Here is an 18,253-nt window from a genome sequence, read left to right as displayed (position 1 = left end):
AGCAAAAATTATGGCTATTAACAAGCCCACCGATACCTCAGAATTTGCTGGGTTTATCAAACCTGAAGCCGCCCAGGCTTATTTCCAAGAGGCACGCAAGAACTCGGTTGTCCAGCAGCTAGTGCGCCAGGTGCCAGTGGGGCACGCTGGAATCGAAATCCCCGTTGTTACTTCTAAGCCCACAGCTTCGTGGGTTGCTGAAGGCGGCAAAAAGCCGACCACCTCAGGCGGTCTTGCGCTTAAAACCATGACACCCAAGAAGATCGCAGCCATTGCTGTAGTTTCCGCTGAAGTCGTGCGTGCAAACCCCGGAAACTATATGAGCATCTACCGCCAGGACATTGCCGAGGCCTTTGCCAGCGCCTTTGACGCGGCAACCCTCCACGGCATCGACTCGCCCTTTGGTGCTGACCAGGCGCTGACCAACACCACTAAAAGCGTTGCCCTTGGCACTGCTACCAAGGAAAACGGCGGTATCTTCTCAGACGTCAATGCAGGCCTTGATCTGCTGGTCAAATCCAAGAAGAGACTCACCGGCTTCGCCTTTGACGCTGTGACAGAGCCTCTCTTCAACGGTGCTGTCGATACCAACGGCCGCCCGCTGTTCATTGATTCCCCCACCACCGATACCGCTGCAACCGTCCGTGACGGTCGTCTGCTAGGCCGTCATGCCTACATTGGGGAGACTGTTGCCAAGGACGACGTCGTTGGGTTTGGTGGTGACTGGTCCAAGGCCGTCTGGGGTACTGTCGGTGGCATCAGCTTCGACATCTCTACCCAGGCAACGGTTACCATCAACGGCGAGCTCACCAGCCTCTGGGAACACAACCTCGTTGCTATCCGCGCAGAAGCCGAGTACGCCTGGCTCCTGCACGATAAGGAAGCCTTCATCAAGTACACCACTGCCTAAAAGGAGCCCAGCATGACCCAGCTTAAAAGCCCAGCCGGTACGGTCGTCGAAGCTTCAGACGAGCTTGCTGAAGCCTTACAGTCAACTGGTTACACACCAGTCAAGGAGCCAGCGCCCAAGCGCGCACGAGGCAAGAAAGCGAGCTAAATGATGATGCCCTCCCCCCAATCTAGCCCGCCGATGGCAACGGTAAATCAGTTAAGAGCACGGTGGCCGGATATGCCAGCTGGTTCAGATGCTCATGCTCAGACGCTCCTGGCTGATGCAAGTGCTCTTGTGGAGGCCAATCTGGGGGCGGGGGCCACCCTTGATCCTGCTATTGCTGTCATGGTGGTTTGTCAGATGGTTCGCCGTGCAATGGCTTCGTGTGCATTGCCAGAAGGGGCTACCTCGATCAGCCAGAGCGCCGGCCCATTCACCACTGCTCTAGGCTTCTCGAGCCCTGGAAGCCAGAACGCCTTGTACCTGACAAGGGCTGAGAAGAAGCTACTGGGTGCAGGCCGGCAGCGAGCTTTCACCTTTGACCTGTTAGATGGGGTGCCCTGATGACACCTTTCCTGCTGCAGGCTGGGCAAAGTATCCAGGTGAGTCGCCAGATTCTAGGGGATAGAGATGCTCATGGTAATCAGCGACGCACCTACAGGCCCCCTGAGATAGTTCAGGTCTACGGGATAGCGCCCGCTAGCGCCACCGAGCAAGCCTCCCTGGGGCGGGATTGGGCAACCACTAGCACCTGGGATGTCTACGCCCCTCCGGGGACTGAACTCAGCGCCTACGACCGAGTTATTTTGCCTGACGGTAGCGAGTGCGAAGTCATCGGCACCCCCCGCACCTGGTCACAGACAGGGTTCGCTGATTTCTTGCAGGCCAGCGGGGTCCATGTCATCGTTCAGAAGAAAACAGGTTAACCATGAGTAATCAGCTGAAGCTAGTGCTCAATAGTGGCGAGATAAAAAAGTATCTCAAGAGTTCCAGCGTGCAGGGTGCTCTCACGAAAGAAGCAGAGCGCATAGCGCAGGCAGCAGGTGAGGGGTATGGGTCTAGCGTCAAGGTTGGCCGCACCAGGGCGCTGGCTAATGTGCATGCTGAAACCTATAAGGCCCGACTTGATAATTCAAAGAACGCCACGATTCTCAAGAATGCGAGGTAATCCCATGCGCAGTTTTGATGTTTCGGTTCCACGGGATATTGAAGCCGATATGGTGGCTTCCTTGCGTCAGGCGGGGATCAAGGCCAGTACCATTGTTCCAGCTGAGCGTGGGGCAGGTACGGTTCGGGTTTCGCGTACCGGTGGCACCGACGATGATTATGAGGGCCAGCGCGACACCGCTGATCTTCTCATTGAAGTGTGGGAAGAGGACAGTATCAGCGCCTACGCTACAGCCCAACGGGCCTACGCCGCCCTTCTTGCCCTTGCCATGCGTGGCACTACAGCAACCGGGCAACCTATCTATAAAGCAGAGATCGCCCCGCCCCGAGCCTACGATGACCCGCAGGCACCTGCCCTTTACCGGGTCACATTCACGGCCACAATCTCAACCACTTTAGAGACCATCACTATCCATTTGGAGGACTAAACCATGGCTAAGAAAACCTACACCAGTGCTACTTTGTACCACCCCTCGATTGAAGGGGTAACCCATGTCTGTTCTTCGGTGCAAGAGCAGGATGCTTGGGAAGCCCAGGGCTGGCTCCCTAAAAAGCCTAATTATGGCCAGACCGGTGTTTCTGTGCAGGTTGTCAAGGACCCAGCAGCCGCACGAAACGTGCAGGCAGCCTAATCAAGGTATTCCCATGGCGCCCCCACGCTACCTATCAGTTCTAAGCCCCTCCGGGGCTTCTTCTATTTAAGGAAAAACTTTTATGGCTACTGTAGTCAATCAAACCCGAGTGGGTGCCCCGCTGAATGTCGCCGGCGGTATCTTCTCTGCCCCTCTAGGTACCGCTCTGCCCACGGACGCAACCGTGACCCTGGATGAGGCTTTCAAGATTGGTGGTCTGATCAGTGAGGAGGGCTTGAAAGAGGCCCCTACTCGCTCAACCGACAAGGTTAAGTCTTGGGGCGGTCATCTGGCGCGGGTACTTCAGTCCGAATACAGCATCACCGTCACCTTCACCATCATCGAACGTACCGAGGAGTCCCTCAAAGATGTGTTCGGGGATGCCAACGTCACCAGCGCCCCTGGTGCGGGTGGGACAAACCGCTCCATCTTGAAGAAAGCTGACCAGCTACCTATCAAGTCGCGTGTGGCCGATATGAAGGACGGGGCGGCAAAGATCCGTCTGGTCTACCCCAGCTCGCAGATCACTGAAGTTGGCGAAAGCCAGTATCACCATGGTGGGCTGATTTCTTATCCCGTCACGGTCGAGTGCTATCCCGATGAGAACGGGGTCTATGGCTACGAGTACGAGTTCGTGCCGGACGCCACCTAAACGCTCCCCCACTCCTTACTCTCCCGGCTCGGTAGTCAATCCTGGGGGCGCGCTACTGAGCCGGGTCACCAAAGCCCCCAGCACCCCCTTGTTATCACTCATTTTGTTCAAAGGAGACCCCCAAGATGGCCAAGAAGAAGCCCGCAGACCGCAAGCCCTCTTCAAAGAAGCTGCTCACGATTGACACCCCTGCCGGGGAAGTAAACATCAAACCTTTCAAGGTGAAGGTCGGCTTCCTACGTAAGAACCGTAAGGAAGACGAAACCGAACTCATGTTCAAGATCATTGAAATGCACGCCGATGAGGAGGCTCTGGAGGTTATCGACGAACTTACTTTCGAAGACCTCAAAGAATTTTTCGTCCAGTGGCAGGAAGCATCAGGTGTAGACCTGGGGGAATCCTAGCCGTCCTTGACCTTCTAGAAGCTGGCCACGGACCAGCACTGGAAGCAGATCTGCTAACCCACGGGCTACCGGCCCTCTCTAAGGTCGGTAGCCCTGACCTGCCCTGGCATGCTCTGTTCATTTTTGCCCGGCGCATGAACGAAACACCAGGGTCGGCGCTAGCTGTGGCAAAGCATGGGACTAGCAGGCAGTGGAGCCCTACTGAGCAAATGCTCAACGGGATTTCCAACATGATGCAGTGGCTGATCTGGTCGAAGTCAAAGGACGCTTCACAACCCGGCGCTAAACCCCCTGCGCCCATCTACCTGCCAGGCCTTGAACCAGTGGACGAGACCGTAAAGCACCGCGGCAAACCCACGCCCCTAGCGGAAGTGCTGGAAATGCTGGGTGATCAGGCCAAGGATATGTATTCCGCGCTCGCTACTGGGTGAAACAACCAACCTGAAACCTGCACCCTTGAAAGGGGGTATTGCTGTGGCTATTGAGCTGGCTAAGGCTTATTTACCGATTATCCCTTCCCTGGGCAAGGGATTTAAGCGTGAGGTTGAAAAGCAGCTTGGCCCCGTTGAGGCTGTTGCTGAGAAAACGGCTCACTCAATGGGTCATAAAATCAGTAAGGGCATAAAAGTGGGTGCGGCGGCGGCTGCCGCTTCGCTCACGGGCCTGCTCGGCACCGCTCTGGTCAAGGGCTTTGGTCGGCTCTCAGCTATCGAAAACGCAGAATCTAAACTCTCTGGCCTGGGTAACACCGCCGAAGACGTCTCAGCCATCATGGACAACGCCCTTACCGCAGTTAAGGGCACGGCTTTCGGCATGGATGAAGCAGCTACCACCGCCGCTTCTGCCGTGGCAGCCGGTATCAAACCAGGTAAAGACCTAGCCAAATACCTCGGCCTAGTCGGTGACGCCGCTACCATAGCTGGCACCGACATGGCTTCCATGGGATCAATCTTCAACAAGGTGGCCACCAGCGGCAAGGTGCAGGGTGATGTTTTCGCTCAGCTCTCCGATGCCGGTATTCCCGTGGTGCAAATGCTGGCCAAAGAAATGGGTATCACCGCTGAAGAAGTCTACAAGCTAGGCTCTGAAGGCAAAATCAGCTCTGACACCTTCCTGGCCGCAATGAGCTCCATGCAAGGCGCAGCGCTCAAGGGCGGGGAAACCACCAGCGGCGCCTTCAAAAATATGAACGCCGCACTCGGGAGGTTCGGCGCTACCCTACTCAAAGACATTTTCCCTTTGATTCGCCCTATCTTCGGGTTCATCACCGAGAAAATTGACCTAGCAACCAACGCGGTAGGACCCCTCGCCGAGGCTCTGGCCTCAACCCTGGTTGGGGCGTTTACAAGCGCCCGCGATCTTGCAGCCAAGTTCGGGGCGGTCATCACAGATAACTGGAACATTATCGGCCCAATCCTGGCTGGCATCGGTGCCTCAGTAGCCACCTTCCTCGCCTGGCAAGGTGCCCTGAAACTGGTGACCATTGCTACTACCCTGTGGGGTGCGGCTACTACAACAGCCGGTGCTGCGCTGGCTTTTGTCACCTCCCCCATCGGCATCGCTGTTATCGCTATCGGAGCCCTAACCGCAGGCATCATCTGGGCCTACAACAACCTTGAATGGTTCCGCGACCTAGTGCAGGTGGCCTGGGCTAACATCCAGGTAGCTATCGGAGCTGTCGTGGACTGGTGGACCGCTACAGCCTGGCCGGCCATCCAAACCGGCCTGCGCATCTTGGGTGACTGGTTCACCTGGCTCTGGCAAGAAGTCATCACCCCAGCCTGGTCCGCCATAGCTACGGTTATCCAGCAGGCCTGGATTACTTACATCCAACCTGCGCTCGCCGCAGTATGGAGTTTTATCCAGGGCACATTGGGTCCGATTTTTATCTGGCTCTGGCAGACCATTATCGCCCCGACTTTCAAGCTGATTGTGGCTATCATCCAGTGGGCCTGGAGCACAATGATCGTGCCACTCTTTAACCTTGTGGTTGCGGTGGTGCGTGATGTTCTAGCCCCTATCTTCATGTGGCTCTGGCGTAATATCATCACCCCGGTGTGGAACGGGATCGTTATCGCTATTCAGGTGGCCTGGAAGATCATCGAAGTCATTTTCGGTTTAGTCTACGGCTTCTTGAAGAACGTTCTCGGCCCCGTTTTTAAATGGTTCTGGGAAAGCATTATCAGCCCGGTTTGGTCCTGGATTAGTGACAAGATTTCCACGGTCGGTAGCTTCATTGCCGACAAAGTCTTTCCTAAGCTCAGCGGGGCTCTTGAGGTGCTCAAGGGGGCCTTCGAGAAAACCAAAAACGGTATCGGCAGGGTATGGGATGGGCTCAAAAATTTAGTGAAAGAACCTATTAGCTGGGTTATCAATACTGTGATCAACGATGGTTTGATTGCTGGATACAACAAGCTAAATAATTTCTGGACCTCAAATGATGAAGAGGGGAACATCTCCCGAATTGAACTGGGTTTTGCTCGTGGCGGTACCCTCCCCGGCTACCAGAGCGCTAAGAAGGACGAGCTCTTAGTACCCATGCGTAAGGGTGAAGGGGTGCTCGTGCCTGAGGCTACACGAGCCTTAGGTTCTAGCTTCATTCACGGCCTCAACGCTGCAGCTAATGCCGGTGGTGTCGGAGCGGCAAAAACCTGGCTCAACCAGGGCCAGGGCGCTGCAGCTGGCACCCGCCGGGGCTGGGCCGGATCAGAGTCCTACAGTACCGGAGCACCCCCTTCGGGTCGTTCTGGTATCTGGGGTGCTTTCCAGAATGCAATCGCTTCTGCTGGCCGGCTTTTTGTCCCTAAGACCTTCATCCACGGTGTGAACACCGAAGATGTGGCCAAAGCTTGGATTGGCCGTTCGGCTCTGCCCATCATCATGGGCACAGGCTCCCCCAGTGTCTCTTTCGGCTACGGCACTGCTGGCCCCTGGGGGTTCAACAACGGCTCAAGCATTCAGATCAACCCCGGCTCCCCGCGCAATATGGCGCTTGCTATCTTGCGTCACGAGCTAGGGCATGCCCTGTCCTTGCACCATACCGATAACCCTGGGTCGATCATGCACCCGGCTATTGCTGGCACAAAGGTGCCTACCTCCCTGGATTATGGTGCGCTAGTCAAGGCCTGGGGTGCCCCTGGGGCTGGGGTGAAAACCTACGATGTAGGAGATGGCGGTGGCTTTGATTTTCTGGGTGTTATCGCCGAGAAAATTACCGGGCTGACGGATAAGGCCATTGACGCAGCCCTTGGTCGCTTTGAGGGTAACGGCTTTGTTGAGATGCCGGTGGGAATCGCCAAGAAGTCCATCAGCTCGGCTGTTGAGTGGGTCAAAGATAAGCTCACCGGTGGCTTTGCGCTCGGTGGAATCGTTGGTGAACCGCCGGCTCTTTACGATAAGGGCGGGATCATCAATCGAGGGGTCCAACTCATTGACCACCAGCGGGCTACCCCTGATTATGTGCTGACCGACCAGCAGTGGGCGGCCATGTACGAAATCGCGCAGTCTTCGGCTTCGGCGCAGCAGGGTCATGCGGCTTCTATCCAGATTGGCTCTGTTCACGGCTATACCGTTGATGAAGTTGCCGCACAGATTGAGAAGGAACGCCGCCAGAAAATGGCCCTAGCACTCTAAGGAGAAGACCATGGCTCTTGAAAACTCTTCCCCGCTGGTTTCTTTTCGGCGGGGTGAGCAGGTCTTCTCCTTGGGCACCCGCGATGAGGATGTTCTTCATCTGCACGGCTCCCAGGGGCTAGGGCTACCCCCGGTTGATATTCAGCTGGTGGACCGCATCGGGGCCGATGGAGCCAAGGAGAATGGCGTCAGGTATAAGGAGCGGGAGATTTTTATCCCGCTCCTTATCCATAAGCGCACCCTGGCCGAATGCACAGCAGTGCGCCGTGAGCTCTACAGCTTCCTAGACCCGCATGAGGGGCCGGTTGAGATCGTTATTGAGGACCCGGCTACTGGTACCGTTCGTAGGATTAGCGGGCGTTATAAGGGCGGCCTTGAAGGTGACTTCGATAGTGGCTTTCACGGTGCCTGGCAGACGCTGGGGCTCAAGTTTGTATGCCCTGACCCATGGTGGTTAGGCGAGCAGAAACTCATTTCTCTGAGCGTGGCCCCCGGGACAAAACCTTTCATTTCTTCCAGTAGAAGCTTCTTTCCGGTGGTCTTGTCTCAATCCACCGTGCAAGACCGTTTTACGGTGGAGATTGCTGGTGCGGGTGAGGTCGCCCCAACCTGGCAGGTCACTGGCCCTGGCGAGGATTTGATGATTAGTAATGGGGAAGAAGTCTTCCGTGTGAATCATCAGCTCCGCGCCGACGAGACCCTAATCATTGATACCGCCAAGCGGCGGCTTATCCCCGATGTGTGGGAAAAAGTCCCGCTCTCATCCAGACTTTTCCCCCTCAAACCGGGGGCTAATCACCTGCATATCACCATGACCGGGGCTACCCATGAAACCCGCATAACCCTGGTCTATGCTGAACGCTTCTTGGAGGCAATCTGATGCTATCGCTATGGGCTATCGACCCCACCGGGGTACCCAGGGGGCTACTCGAACCGCTCACCGCCAAAGCCATCACCCGCTATAACAATCTGACCACCTTCCTTTTTGAGCTGGCACTAGACGATGACCTAGTACGCAAACTCTCCCCCGGGTGGTCTGTCATGGCCACGGACGGCCAGTTGCGCTTCTCCGGCGCTATCCGAGAGTTCGTCACCCAGGTAGACGGTACGGGCAGCACCCTCACCATCTCCGGAAGATGCGAGCTCCACAGGCTGGCTGACCGGGTGGTCTACCCAGACCCAACTAAAGAACCAGGTGCGCAGGGTCGGGCCCGCTATGATCTGCGCGGCCCAGCCGAGACCATCGTCAAAACCCTGGTGAATCTGAACGCTGGGCCGGGTGCTCTATCTGCTCGGCGCTCTCCTGCGCTGGTGGTTGCTGAATCACGCGGGCTCGGCGGTAACACCTCCTGCTCGGAGCGGTTCAGTAGCCTGCTTGAGGCCTGCCAGAAGGTAGCTAATCCTGCGGGCTTGCGTTTCATCGCGACCCGGAATGATGAGCGCCAGATTGTCTTTGATGTGGAGCCTACCCGTGACCTGACCCGTCAGGTCAGGTTGCTTGCCTCAGGTGACGTCAAGAGCACTGCCCCCACTGGGAATGTTTTCATTATCGGTGGGCAAGGCGAGGGCGCTGACCGCAAGCTCAAGGAGTACAGCTCCCCCGGCGCGTGGGGCCACCGCGTAGAGGCTTTTAAGGACCGACGCGACACCAACGAAGACAGTGACCTTGATAAGGCCGGTGCTGAAGCGCTCGCTGAAGCGGGTCCCAGAAACTCGGCCAGCTTCACCCTTGAAGAAGACCAGGGCACCACCTTCGGTGTCGATTTTGATTTAGGCGACACTATCACCCTTGAGGTCGGCCCGGTGGAATACACCGAGCAGGTCACCAGCGCTGAAATCATCTGGAATGGCACGGGGCGCACCGTGAAACTTGGGGTCGGCCCAGAGGCTGAGAATACCCCTACATGGTCATCCCGTGTCAATGATTTGGCCGGAAGGCTACAACGATTGGAGACCCAATAATGGCTGAAACTTCCTTCCCTATTCTCGAAGAGCCACTCAGCGACGTGCAATGGAAGTCCGTTGCACGCGGATTTGGCACTGGCGTGCTGGATGAGGGTGGCAACCCCTACCGACTAACCGGCTTAAATAACGTCAATAACACCGGTGTTATAGCCACAGACTCTAAAACCCGCTTTAACCACGCGGTCGTCTCAGGCTTCTATCACAAGATGGATTCGCCCATCACCGTAAGCCTGCCTGCAGTCAGCCATAAAACCACCTACTGGATCGTGCTGATGTATGACCCCGTGAATAAGGCCATGCCCGTCCGGCTCTCGGTAGTCACGTCCTTGGATGCAACAGGTGGCAAGGAATATCTGGTGCTTTGGAAGGTTACTCGCCAGCCTAATCAGCTTCTCACTGACTCTACGCGGGTTAAGCAGAGGCCTATTATCTCACCAACCATCGTGGTTGATAGCCGCGAGTCGCTCCCTGCGCCTTCCACCGTTCTCTGGGGTACCCGAGCCTTTATCCAGCAAACCAACGTCGAAGTGCGCGCTTCATACACCAGCTGGGTAACGATCAGCCCCCACAGAGTAGAACTTTCCCAACCTAGCGGATGGGAAATACGCTCACCCACAGCCGGGGTGCAGGTCGTCCCAGCCGAAGGCGGCTTCTTCTGTACTGCGGGCATAAACCCGATTCGTCGAGCTTTTGGGTACACCATGCCTGGGAACTTCCATTCTATCGGTGAGGTTATCCCAGCTGGATATAGGCCAAGCTCCGAGATCTACACCTTGGTAAACCAAGGAAACGCGGTGCATGAGGCCTACCTAGCTACTAACGGCCACCTTCATATCCGCTCCCGCACCGGAAACTTTGCGCTCAAAACCGGCGATTCGATGGGGATGACTTTCAGCTGGTTCACCCCTAGAACCTACTAACCAGAAAGGCAGGCAATGGCTAAGGAAATATCTGCCATGACCGATCAGGAGCTGGAAGCTCTATACGTCGCCGTGGCGCGTGAAAGAAACCGCCGTGAGAGTAGGGAAAGTGCAACCAAAGCCCTTGTGGAGGCTGTGGCCACTATACGCCCGGCTCTTGAAGCTTACGCCGAAGCGTATTCCGTAGGCGACGCTGATTTAGCCGCTGGCATTTGTGATGCCCTTACCCAGGTGAGGGAAGCCGGAAAACCAGATGAAGCCGCGCTCGCTCCTTCTGCCTTGGGATGGGCACAACCTATGGGCGCACATGATGCTTACCAAACGGGAGACATCGTGATTTTCCAGGGGAAGAAATGGAGGTCTAGCCAGGACGGAAATGTCTGGTCACCGGCAGCCTACCCTCAAGGCTGGGAGGAAGTAAATGACTAAAACCGTCCAGCTTACGGGCACTTTCCTCTCGCCCGATGGGGTGCCTCTAAGGGGAAGTGTGACTGTTTCGCCAGCTCCGGAGATGGTGGTCGCCCCGCAGGAATATCATATCTACGCTGGCCCGATCACACTCCCTCTCGATGATCAGGGAGGAATCTCTGGTGAGTTCATTAGCACCGAGGGGTGGGTGTATGCGGTTAGCTTTGAGCTTTTCACGCAGGCAGGTTTACCTGCGCCCCAGCGGAGTCATCTAATACGTCTCACTGAAGATACTGACCTGGCAGATTTGCTGGAGGAAAAAATCTCTGGGGGTCTGCGTCGGCCTGTCCTGACGTACTCAAATTACCTACCCGGTGAGGTTACCGCTGCCGGGGCTACCCCTGACCCTGATGATGAAGGTGCAATCCTAGTGCCCGTAGCTGCGGTCTAGAAAAGGAGAATAAATATGTCTAGCAAGGTTTCCCTTCCTATCCTTTCGGGAGGAAAGTTTACGGGCCGGGCACTTGCCCATATCAATGAGCTAGCTGATGGGAAGGTTGGCGAGCTTGAGGCCAAGGCTTTTGAGGCTATCGGACAGAAAGCTGATCAGTCCACCTTCGACACCTTCCTTAATACCGTGTCCAACCAGATTTCTGATTCAGATGCGCGTACTGCTCTGGCCGGGGCGCAGGCTGCTATTTCCGCTGAGCAGTCTGCTCGCGAGTCTGCCGATGCACAGTTAGAGGACCGTATATTCGCGCTCGAGACCAATGAGCCTGATCTCTCTGCGTACGCTACCAAAGAGGAAGTGGGCGAAACAGCCTGGGCCAAACCCGGTGAGCTCAGCGCCTCTGCCGATATTCATGCACTTTCCCCTGGGGCTCATACCGTCCCTAACCGAGAGATTGCCAAGGCGCTGGAACTTCCCGAGGATTATCCAGGAATTCTCACCTACTATCCTGCGACAACTAAGGGTGGGCTGATAACATGGCAACCACTCAAAAATGACTCGCCCCAGTACATCAAACGTAAGGTAAATGGGGAATGGAGCTCCTGGGGTCAAGGACCTCAGATTCCCAAGCCCTGGGTAGATACCACCGCACTAACGGCTGAGGATAATCTAGATACTCTGCCACATGGTATGAGGGTAGTAACGAACAGAGCTGTAGCGAAAGCTCTATCTCTTCCGTCGGTTCGCCCGGGTAGTGTTGAGACAGTGCGAGTCGTATCGAATGCGGCAACACAGCGCTTCCATGCCGTTGAAGACCAGAGCACTGGCACTCGTGTTTTTGTTCGTGATTCTATTCAGGGTGTTTGGTCTGCTTGGCGGGAGCTAGCTTTCATCGGGCAGACATCCGATTCCTCGGATGTTATTAGGCATGACTTGCTCAAGCAAGGCCTTTCTTTACGCAAAGGCTCTATTGGCACCGGTGGGGTTGGCGCCGTCTCTTTGCGATTTGATGATGCTCCGGAAGAGTTTGTAGAAAAAGTTCTCCCTATGCTCATAGAACGCCGTCTGCCCTTTACTCGAGTGACGACAACCGACGCTATCGGCTCGCGCCAGATCCTGCCTGAGACATTTCCAGAGATGGAGTCCTACTGTATCAACTATGGCGGGGAGGTCTTCAACCATGGTAGGGAACATACCAACGTTGTAGGGCAGGACGCTATCTACGAAGATACGGTAGGTGCACTTCATAAGCTACGTGAGCTTATGCCGCGTATCGCGGTGGACTGTTACAGCCCTCCTGGTGGAGCGGTTACCTACGACGGCCACATGCCTTCCAATACTGTCAGTAATTTTGCGGACACGTTCATGGGGCGCACTCTTTTTGCCCATCATGCGCTTGTGACTGGATATATGAGCAACAGCTACTACAGGCACTTAGATGGCGTGCCGAGGGACGGATTCGCTCATCGCTCCTGCGACACTAGCTCTCTTGGTGTCATGAAGTCGGTAACCAGATGGGTTGCACAGCGGGGAGCTGGCATGGTCGCCATGTTTCACGCTAATAACATCGGTACATCTGGATATATAAGCATGGCTGATTTCACTGCTTATCTTGATTATCTGGTGGAAGAAAGAGCAGCAGGCCGCTTATTGGTCTTAACCGTCACAGGCCTAGTCCACGCTAATGCTTCTCATAGTTACAGAACTGATTTCTTGGCTTCGCATGAGAGCAGTCAGGCTTTTAGTGAGAGCTTGGCATCCGTTATGTGGGGGTTTAAGGGGGCCACTGTGGAGCTAGTTGCTGATGTTGTAGGCACACCGGGCTCAAGTGTAGTTTCCTCGGTTGCGGGGGTTGAGGCTACACACGTGATCCCCTCAAGCGGTGTTCTGAAATTGCGCCAGCCGGTCACCGTTCCGCTAGATCATACTCCACCCACGATGGTTAGCATTGATAAGCCGGCCACCAATGTACATCTATATACCTGTTAGGAGTATGTTGTGGCTTTTGAAAAAGTGACAGGACAGTTTTTGGCTCCGGATGGAGCTCCGTTGGCTGGAGAGGTCCATTTCAGGCCTTCCTTCCGTTTTGCGCGGGATGTAGAGGCCCTGACTCTGCCAGCTTCGGTGGTAGCACCACTCGGTGATCAGGGACATTGTGAAGCTAGTTTACTGGTTCCTAGTAACGACCTTGAGCCGTCAAGCTGGTTATGGTGGGCACAGCCAGTCTTGAATTTCGAGGGCGTATCTGTGCAGTGCGAAAGTTTCGCCTTCGAGCTAGCCGCTGGTTCACCTGTGAATTTGGCACAGGTAGCCCCCGTCCCTGACCCCGTGAGCGGGGAATATGTGACACGTGGCGCTGACGGAAGACCTGGCCCGGCTGGGCCACAGGGCCCTCCTGGTGAGCAGGGTCCACCTGGCCCTAAGGGTGAAAGAGGTGACCCCGGCGTTGCTGGCCCTCCTGGGACAGTTGGCCAGAGGGGCGAGCAAGGCCAGCCCGGCCCCAAAGGTGATACTGGCGACCGGGGGCCACAGGGAAACCCCGGCCCTGCTGGTCCAGCTGGCCCCAAGGGCGAGCAGGGAGAACGCGGGCCACAAGGACAACAGGGGCCCAAGGGCGACCCCGGTACCCTGCAAGATACAGGCTGGCGCGATATTACCACCGAGTTCTGCAAGCTCAACCCGCATATCCAGGAAAAGCCAGGCTATAAGGTCAGACTCCGAAGGTGTGGAAATGTTGTCTACTTGGCGATTCACTCAGTCAAGCTGACTAGCACTTTCGTACCCACAGACACCTACCCCTTGGGTCAGGGGTTCAAGAAGTCACCTGAAGGCGGTAGCATACAGCCGCTCTGGCAGGAAGGCGGCGCGAACATCGTAGGGGTATTCAATATCTATCCCAGCATGGTCAAGCTATCGGCGGGCAATCTCAATGATGTTTGGGACTCCCACGCCTTCTGGCTTACCGCTGACACCTGGCCCGCCCAGTTACCTGGCAAACCAGTGTAAGGAGGTGAAAATATGGGACCAACTTTTTTCCCTTCCGAGGCATGGTCGCTCTTTAGCGTGGCTATCACCGCAGGCGGAGCACTAGTCGGGGCGCTGGTGACCGCCTGGGTTCAGCGGGGCAAGAACCGCGCCGATGCCTCCCTAGCGCTAGTGGACAACCTCCAAGAAGAAGTCAAACGCCTACGCGCTGAGGTGGACGAGCTCCGCGAAAAGACCGGACAAGCCTACCGGGAGATGTATCAAGCGCAGTCAGAGGCTTTCGCCATGAAAGATATAGCGCGCCTGCACATATCGCTCTCTACCGCCTACATCTACCAGCTCAGGGCACACATCGATACCGGGCAGGGGCCACCGGCACCTGCCATTCCTGATGATTTGGCTGAGCTCATGACCCCCAAGCCCCCAGCGTAAATGAGGGCTTTTTCTTTACCCAAAAACACCTGCCCCGGCGCAGCAAAGCGCCCGGGGCTTTCTCATACCCGAAAGGAAGGTCACCATGACCACCCTCAAAAACGGAATCACGATCGACGAAACCAGCTGGTGCTCACCCAATTCCTGGTCAGGCCGACCCAACGGCATCACCGGAGCCACCGTCCATTGGTGGGGCCTACCCGAATGGCACCAGAAGTTCGACCAGGTAGCTGATTACCTCTCAACCGACCGCGGAGCAAGCTCAACCTCAGCCCACTATGTGGTATCAGATACCCGCGTAGCCTGCCTAGTATCACCGGAAAACCGGGCCTGGCACGCACTAGCAGGTAATGAAACCACCATTGGCCTTGAACTTGACCCCAACGGCGGCGAAGCCACCCTGGAGAACACCGCGCAGGTCATTGCAATGCTGGAAGAATACTTCGGCAAGGACTTCTTCATCTACCCGCATAGCCATTGGACTTCCACCGCGTGCCCCGGGAAGTACACGGATAAGATTGGCTGGATTGCAGACCGGGTCAACCAAATCCGTCGGGGGCAGACCCCCACTCAGGCAGTTATCACACCAACCCCAACTATTTTGTGCAACCAACCTCCGGCCCCGGTAGCGCAGCCTGAATGGGTGGTGGAAAAGGGCGATACTCTCAGTAAGATTGCCCGCTACTACAAGGGGGAGGCTAGCCGTGCCATGGTGGAAGCTATCGCTTCTGAGAATGGTATCTGCCCCGATTCTGTGCTGAAGGTGGGCCAGAAAATCAAGATTCCTTCCCCCCTGGTGTGGGTGGTTGAGCCTGGGGACACCTGGGGGAAGATCGCTGATTATTACAGCTTTGACATTGACTATCTCAAGAGCCTTAACCCCGGTGTTTCTCTGGCGCCGGGTGTGGTTCTGCGTATCTGGTAAGGGAGGTGAGCGCTAATGAAGTGGCTTTCTGATAACCCGCAGGCCCGTAAGTGGGTTTACGGGGTGGCCCTGGCTGTGGTGCCCCTACTGACGGCTTATGGTCTGGTCAGTGAGGAACTGGCCCCGCTGTGGGTGTCCCTAGTATCGGCTGTGTTGGTGCCTGGTCTGGCTCTGGCTAACACCCCCGGCGCGGGTAACAGCCCGGAAGATGAAGGCAAGTAAATTGAATCGGCCCCCTACCATGCCCCCCTTGGCGGGGTGCGGTAGGGGGCCTTTCTTTTTATGCCCGGTTGCGGCCAGCAACCGCTTCACTCAGCACAGCCAGCGCTTTCCCCACCGCGATTTACCACTTAGAAAGAAGGTGGCCAAACAATGCCCAAGCCAAGTGCTCCTTTGAGCAATGAACGAGGGGGCGCTGGTTCAAGTCCAACTGTAGGAAGTTTGAACCCCTTTTTGAACCCCATTAGAGATGACGGCTCGTGGTACCTCGTTGCTTAGACCTTGCAGAATCGCTTATTTTTCAAGGGTTTCTGACCACTCAAAACTGCTTATACCATAGCTCCCTAAAACTCAAAATGCGGTTCTTCGGAGTGTGGGTTCGAGTCCCACCTTGGGCACCATAAAACGCCTAGTCAAAGCGTTATAAACCCTCTCCTGTTGACAGGAGAGGGTTTTTTGTTGACACAGCACCCCATACTTAACACCGTGGCAAGCATTAGAAAATGCCCCCGCCCCTGGTAGACAGCCCGGTCGGGGGCTTTTTAGGGCCATACGGGCAGGTCGCTGGCTCTCCCATGAAGTTATATACCAATATGCAGAAAAGCTTCTTGACCAGGGGAGGTCTTTATCGTCTGAAGATTGGCTGATACCCGCCCAGAGAAAATCCGCCCCTCCACATATAAGCCAAGAGGTGGATCGGTGGGGAGACAAAATCACCTAGTTTTATTCTTGTGGTTCCTGCGGTGGTTTAATTCAAGACTAATGCGCTTAATCCTGAGTCACCGAGATAGGCCTATACCCGGTTGCGGCGCGCCATCTGGCACGCCCCCCCTTCTGAGCTAACAATACGGGCACCACAGGCTGTGCTTGAGCATCTACCGGTCGCCATCACCAGGCGCTGAGCGCCAGGACGGTTATTAGCAAGCTCCGCCCACCCTAGAAGGGCAGGCGGAGCTTCTTTAGGTTATTTCAAGGCTTATTAGTCGTGGAAAGGGCCAACCGTTTCACGAGCCTCGGGAAGAATCGCCCCGGCATCGTCCAGATCACCCACGCGGTGGACCTTAACGCTGTTGGTTGAACCGGCAACCCCGGGAGGCGAACCGGCGGCCATAACGATCAGGTCGTTGGGCTCTGCAAGGCCGTTAGCCAGCATGAAGCGGTCCACAACAGCAGTCATTTCATCGGTGTCACGAGCAGTCGGTGCCACTGCCGCTTCAACACCCCACAGAAGTGAGAGGAAAGCACGAACTGAGGGCTCAGGGGTAAGCGCCAGAACGGGCTTAGCAGGACGCAGGCGGGCCAGACGGCGAGCGGTGTCACCGGACTGGGTGAAGGTTGCCATGTATTTGACGTCGAGCTGGTCAGCAATGTTGACAGCTGCGCGGGTGATAGCGCCACCGCGAGTCTTAGGTGAAGTACCAAGCTCAGGAACACGGAAGAGACCACGCTCTTCGGTTGCTTTGATGATACGGGCCATGGTCTGAATAGTGATGATAGGGTACTTACCCACAGAAGTCTCACCGGAAAGCATCACAGCGTCGGCACCATCGAGGATAGCGTTGGCGCAGTCAGAGGCTTCTGCACGGGTGGGAGTGGGGTTCTGAATCATAGTTTCAAGAACCTGGGTAGCCACAATAACGGGCTTTGCCCAGCGACGAGCTAACTCAATCGCGCGTTTCTGCACCAGGGGCACTTCTTCGAGAGGGAACTCAACGCCGAGGTCACCACGGGCAACCATGATACCGTCAAACTTATCAACGATATCCTGCAGGTTTTCAACAGCCTGGGGCTTCTCAACCTTAGCGATAACCGCGATCTTTCGGCCTTCTTCTTCCATGATTTCGTGAACGCGCTTGATGTCATCACCAGAGCGCACGAAGGAAAGAGCGATAATGTCTACGCCGAGTTTGAGGGCGAAACGCAGGTCGCGTTCGTCTTTCTCGGTCAGAGCGGGGATAGAAACAGCAACACCTGGAAGGTTAATACCCTTGTTGTTGGATACAGGGCCCCCGACAACCACCCGGGTTGTTACAGTGGTTTCGTTAACCTCGATGGCTTCAAGACGGATTTTGCCATCATCAATCAAGAGGGTATCGCCGGGCTTAACATCTCCGGGTAGGCCCTTGAAGGTAGTACCGCAGATCTCCTTGCTACCTTCAACATCTAGGGTAGTAATCTTGAAAGTATCGCCGGGCTCAAGAAGTTCTGAACCGTTTTTGAAAGTTTCCAAACGAATCTTGGGGCCCTGAAGGTCGGCAAGAATTGCCACGTTTTGACCAAGCTTTTCGGCCTGCTCGCGGATAGTTGCGTATGAGTCAGTGTGAACTTGGTGGTCACCGTGGCTCATGTTTAGTCGGGCGACGTTCATGCCCGCTTCGATAGCCGCGGCAATCTTCTCGGGAGCTGAAATTGCAGGGCCGATGGTGCAAACAATCTTTGCGCGTCTCATCAATCAACCTTAGGTTTGTAGGGGTCTGAGAACCTGATGACGTGGCTTCTGCAAGTGCGCGGTTACCCGCTCACTAACTACCAAGGCATTCACAGAGCGATAGTCTGAAACCAACGTGT

The 18,253-nt window shown here is 55.8% G+C and carries 22 protein-coding genes; 21 read left to right on the top strand and 1 reads right to left on the bottom strand.

Annotation, left to right across the window (positions count from 1 at the left end; translation table 11 throughout):
• Nucleotides 1-10 precede the first annotated feature (10 nt).
• The 21 genes from ACN080_RS07155 (at nucleotide 11) to ACN080_RS07055 (ending at nucleotide 15,688) form a co-directional block, all read left to right on the top strand.
• Complete coding sequence (locus tag ACN080_RS07155) at nucleotides 11-910, top strand: phage major capsid protein (RefSeq protein WP_419105065.1); 900 nt, start codon at nucleotides 11-13, stop codon at nucleotides 908-910.
• Between the two features lie 12 nt (nucleotides 911-922).
• Nucleotides 923-1,057 carry a DUF7302 family protein gene (locus ACN080_RS07150; protein ID WP_419113412.1) on the top strand — a complete coding sequence of 45 codons (135 nt, stop codon included), beginning with the start codon at nucleotides 923-925 and terminating at the stop codon, nucleotides 1,055-1,057.
• Between the two features lie 72 nt (nucleotides 1,058-1,129).
• A complete protein-coding gene (locus ACN080_RS07145) occupies nucleotides 1,130-1,456 on the top strand; it encodes a Gp19/Gp15/Gp42 family protein (protein ID WP_419113411.1) in 327 nt (108 codons plus the stop codon).
• A 38-nt stretch (nucleotides 1,457-1,494) separates the two neighbouring features.
• Nucleotides 1,495-1,818 (top strand): hypothetical protein, encoded by a 324-nt coding sequence (locus tag ACN080_RS07140; protein WP_419113410.1) that lies wholly within the window; start codon nucleotides 1,495-1,497, stop codon nucleotides 1,816-1,818.
• Between the two features lie 2 nt (nucleotides 1,819-1,820).
• Nucleotides 1,821-2,060, top strand: a complete 240-nt coding sequence (locus ACN080_RS07135; RefSeq protein ID WP_419105061.1) for a hypothetical protein — start codon at nucleotides 1,821-1,823, stop codon at nucleotides 2,058-2,060.
• Nucleotides 2,061-2,064: 4 nt separating this feature from the next.
• On the top strand, nucleotides 2,065-2,487 hold the full coding sequence (locus tag ACN080_RS07130) for a hypothetical protein (RefSeq protein ID WP_419113409.1): 423 nt from the start codon (nucleotides 2,065-2,067) through the stop codon (nucleotides 2,485-2,487).
• Between the two features lie 3 nt (nucleotides 2,488-2,490).
• The gene (locus ACN080_RS07125; protein WP_419113408.1) at nucleotides 2,491-2,691 is read left to right on the top strand and encodes a hypothetical protein; all 201 of its coding nucleotides are present in this window, start codon (nucleotides 2,491-2,493) and stop codon (nucleotides 2,689-2,691) included.
• 82 nt (nucleotides 2,692-2,773) lie between these two features.
• Complete coding sequence (locus tag ACN080_RS07120; protein ID WP_419105058.1) at nucleotides 2,774-3,343, top strand: hypothetical protein; 570 nt, start codon at nucleotides 2,774-2,776, stop codon at nucleotides 3,341-3,343.
• Nucleotides 3,344-3,468: 125 nt separating this feature from the next.
• Entirely contained in the window at nucleotides 3,469-3,747 is a 279-nt protein-coding gene (locus tag ACN080_RS07115) for a hypothetical protein (protein WP_419105057.1), read from the top strand.
• Entirely contained in the window at nucleotides 3,708-4,178 is a 471-nt protein-coding gene (locus tag ACN080_RS07110) for a hypothetical protein (RefSeq protein ID WP_419113407.1), read from the top strand. Before ACN080_RS07115 ends, ACN080_RS07110 begins: the two co-directional genes overlap by 40 nt.
• A gap of 43 nt (nucleotides 4,179-4,221) precedes the next feature.
• A complete protein-coding gene (locus tag ACN080_RS07105; protein WP_419113406.1) occupies nucleotides 4,222-7,380 on the top strand; it encodes a tape measure protein in 3,159 nt (1,052 codons plus the stop codon).
• 10 nt (nucleotides 7,381-7,390) lie between these two features.
• Nucleotides 7,391-8,260 carry a phage distal tail protein gene (locus tag ACN080_RS07100; protein ID WP_419113405.1) on the top strand — a complete coding sequence of 290 codons (870 nt, stop codon included), beginning with the start codon at nucleotides 7,391-7,393 and terminating at the stop codon, nucleotides 8,258-8,260.
• Nucleotides 8,260-9,342, top strand: a complete 1,083-nt coding sequence (locus ACN080_RS07095) for a Gp37-like protein (protein WP_419113404.1) — start codon at nucleotides 8,260-8,262, stop codon at nucleotides 9,340-9,342. Before ACN080_RS07100 ends, ACN080_RS07095 begins: the two co-directional genes overlap by 1 nt.
• On the top strand, nucleotides 9,342-10,265 hold the full coding sequence (locus tag ACN080_RS07090) for a hypothetical protein (RefSeq protein WP_419113403.1): 924 nt from the start codon (nucleotides 9,342-9,344) through the stop codon (nucleotides 10,263-10,265). Before ACN080_RS07095 ends, ACN080_RS07090 begins: the two co-directional genes overlap by 1 nt.
• Nucleotides 10,266-10,280: 15 nt before the next feature.
• Nucleotides 10,281-10,694 (top strand): carbohydrate-binding protein, encoded by a 414-nt coding sequence (locus ACN080_RS07085; protein WP_419113402.1) that lies wholly within the window; start codon nucleotides 10,281-10,283, stop codon nucleotides 10,692-10,694.
• Nucleotides 10,687-11,124 carry a hypothetical protein gene (locus ACN080_RS07080; RefSeq protein ID WP_419113401.1) on the top strand — a complete coding sequence of 146 codons (438 nt, stop codon included), beginning with the start codon at nucleotides 10,687-10,689 and terminating at the stop codon, nucleotides 11,122-11,124. Before ACN080_RS07085 ends, ACN080_RS07080 begins: the two co-directional genes overlap by 8 nt.
• A 15-nt stretch (nucleotides 11,125-11,139) precedes the next feature.
• Nucleotides 11,140-13,113 carry a polysaccharide deacetylase family protein gene (locus tag ACN080_RS07075; protein WP_419113400.1) on the top strand — a complete coding sequence of 658 codons (1,974 nt, stop codon included), beginning with the start codon at nucleotides 11,140-11,142 and terminating at the stop codon, nucleotides 13,111-13,113.
• A gap of 9 nt (nucleotides 13,114-13,122) precedes the next feature.
• Nucleotides 13,123-14,130, top strand: coding sequence for a hypothetical protein (locus ACN080_RS07070; protein WP_419113399.1), 1,008 nt, complete (start codon nucleotides 13,123-13,125; stop codon nucleotides 14,128-14,130).
• Nucleotides 14,131-14,142: 12 nt separating this feature from the next.
• On the top strand, nucleotides 14,143-14,541 hold the full coding sequence (locus ACN080_RS07065) for a hypothetical protein (RefSeq protein WP_419113398.1): 399 nt from the start codon (nucleotides 14,143-14,145) through the stop codon (nucleotides 14,539-14,541).
• Between the two features lie 85 nt (nucleotides 14,542-14,626).
• A complete protein-coding gene (locus ACN080_RS07060) occupies nucleotides 14,627-15,466 on the top strand; it encodes a LysM peptidoglycan-binding domain-containing protein (protein ID WP_419113397.1) in 840 nt (279 codons plus the stop codon).
• A 15-nt stretch (nucleotides 15,467-15,481) separates the two neighbouring features.
• Nucleotides 15,482-15,688 (top strand): phage holin, encoded by a 207-nt coding sequence (locus tag ACN080_RS07055; RefSeq protein WP_419113396.1) that lies wholly within the window; start codon nucleotides 15,482-15,484, stop codon nucleotides 15,686-15,688.
• 976 nt (nucleotides 15,689-16,664) lie between these two features.
• Here ACN080_RS07055 and pyk read toward each other — a convergent pair.
• Nucleotides 16,665-18,134 carry a pyruvate kinase gene (gene pyk / locus ACN080_RS07050; protein ID WP_419100446.1) on the bottom strand — a complete coding sequence of 490 codons (1,470 nt, stop codon included), beginning with the start codon at nucleotides 18,132-18,134 and terminating at the stop codon, nucleotides 16,665-16,667.
• Nucleotides 18,135-18,253: the final 119 nt, after the last annotated feature.

The sequence above is a fragment of the Rothia sp. CCM 9416 genome (assembly GCF_048513535.1).
Lineage (GTDB): Bacteria > Actinomycetota > Actinomycetes > Actinomycetales > Micrococcaceae > Rothia.
Note: the sequence above shows the minus strand (reverse complement) of the source record. Positions and strands in the feature narration are given on the sequence as shown.

What these genes read in the sequence shown, in the direction of transcription:
- ACN080_RS07120 (WP_419105058.1), top strand. Translation starts at nt 2,774, where the DNA reads ATGGCTACTGTAGTCAATCAAACCCGAGTGGGTGCCCCGCTGAATGTC.
- ACN080_RS07065 (WP_419113398.1), top strand. Translation starts at nt 14,143, where the DNA reads ATGGGACCAACTTTTTTCCCTTCCGAGGCATGGTCGCTCTTTAGCGTG.
- ACN080_RS07095 (WP_419113404.1), top strand. Translation starts at nt 8,260, where the DNA reads ATGCTATCGCTATGGGCTATCGACCCCACCGGGGTACCCAGGGGGCTA.
- ACN080_RS07085 (WP_419113402.1), top strand. Translation starts at nt 10,281, where the DNA reads ATGGCTAAGGAAATATCTGCCATGACCGATCAGGAGCTGGAAGCTCTA.
- ACN080_RS07090 (WP_419113403.1), top strand. Translation starts at nt 9,342, where the DNA reads ATGGCTGAAACTTCCTTCCCTATTCTCGAAGAGCCACTCAGCGACGTG.
- ACN080_RS07125 (WP_419113408.1), top strand. Translation starts at nt 2,491, where the DNA reads ATGGCTAAGAAAACCTACACCAGTGCTACTTTGTACCACCCCTCGATT.
- pyk (WP_419100446.1), bottom strand. Translation starts at nt 18,134, where the DNA reads ATGAGACGCGCAAAGATTGTTTGCACCATCGGCCCTGCAATTTCAGCT.
- ACN080_RS07135 (WP_419105061.1), top strand. Translation starts at nt 1,821, where the DNA reads ATGAGTAATCAGCTGAAGCTAGTGCTCAATAGTGGCGAGATAAAAAAG.
- ACN080_RS07080 (WP_419113401.1), top strand. Translation starts at nt 10,687, where the DNA reads ATGACTAAAACCGTCCAGCTTACGGGCACTTTCCTCTCGCCCGATGGG.
- ACN080_RS07100 (WP_419113405.1), top strand. Translation starts at nt 7,391, where the DNA reads ATGGCTCTTGAAAACTCTTCCCCGCTGGTTTCTTTTCGGCGGGGTGAG.
- ACN080_RS07145 (WP_419113411.1), top strand. Translation starts at nt 1,130, where the DNA reads ATGCCAGCTGGTTCAGATGCTCATGCTCAGACGCTCCTGGCTGATGCA.
- ACN080_RS07060 (WP_419113397.1), top strand. Translation starts at nt 14,627, where the DNA reads ATGACCACCCTCAAAAACGGAATCACGATCGACGAAACCAGCTGGTGC.
- ACN080_RS07115 (WP_419105057.1), top strand. Translation starts at nt 3,469, where the DNA reads ATGGCCAAGAAGAAGCCCGCAGACCGCAAGCCCTCTTCAAAGAAGCTG.
- ACN080_RS07055 (WP_419113396.1), top strand. Translation starts at nt 15,482, where the DNA reads ATGAAGTGGCTTTCTGATAACCCGCAGGCCCGTAAGTGGGTTTACGGG.
- ACN080_RS07130 (WP_419113409.1), top strand. Translation starts at nt 2,065, where the DNA reads ATGCGCAGTTTTGATGTTTCGGTTCCACGGGATATTGAAGCCGATATG.
- ACN080_RS07075 (WP_419113400.1), top strand. Translation starts at nt 11,140, where the DNA reads ATGTCTAGCAAGGTTTCCCTTCCTATCCTTTCGGGAGGAAAGTTTACG.
- ACN080_RS07150 (WP_419113412.1), top strand. Translation starts at nt 923, where the DNA reads ATGACCCAGCTTAAAAGCCCAGCCGGTACGGTCGTCGAAGCTTCAGAC.
- ACN080_RS07155 (WP_419105065.1), top strand. Translation starts at nt 11, where the DNA reads ATGGCTATTAACAAGCCCACCGATACCTCAGAATTTGCTGGGTTTATC.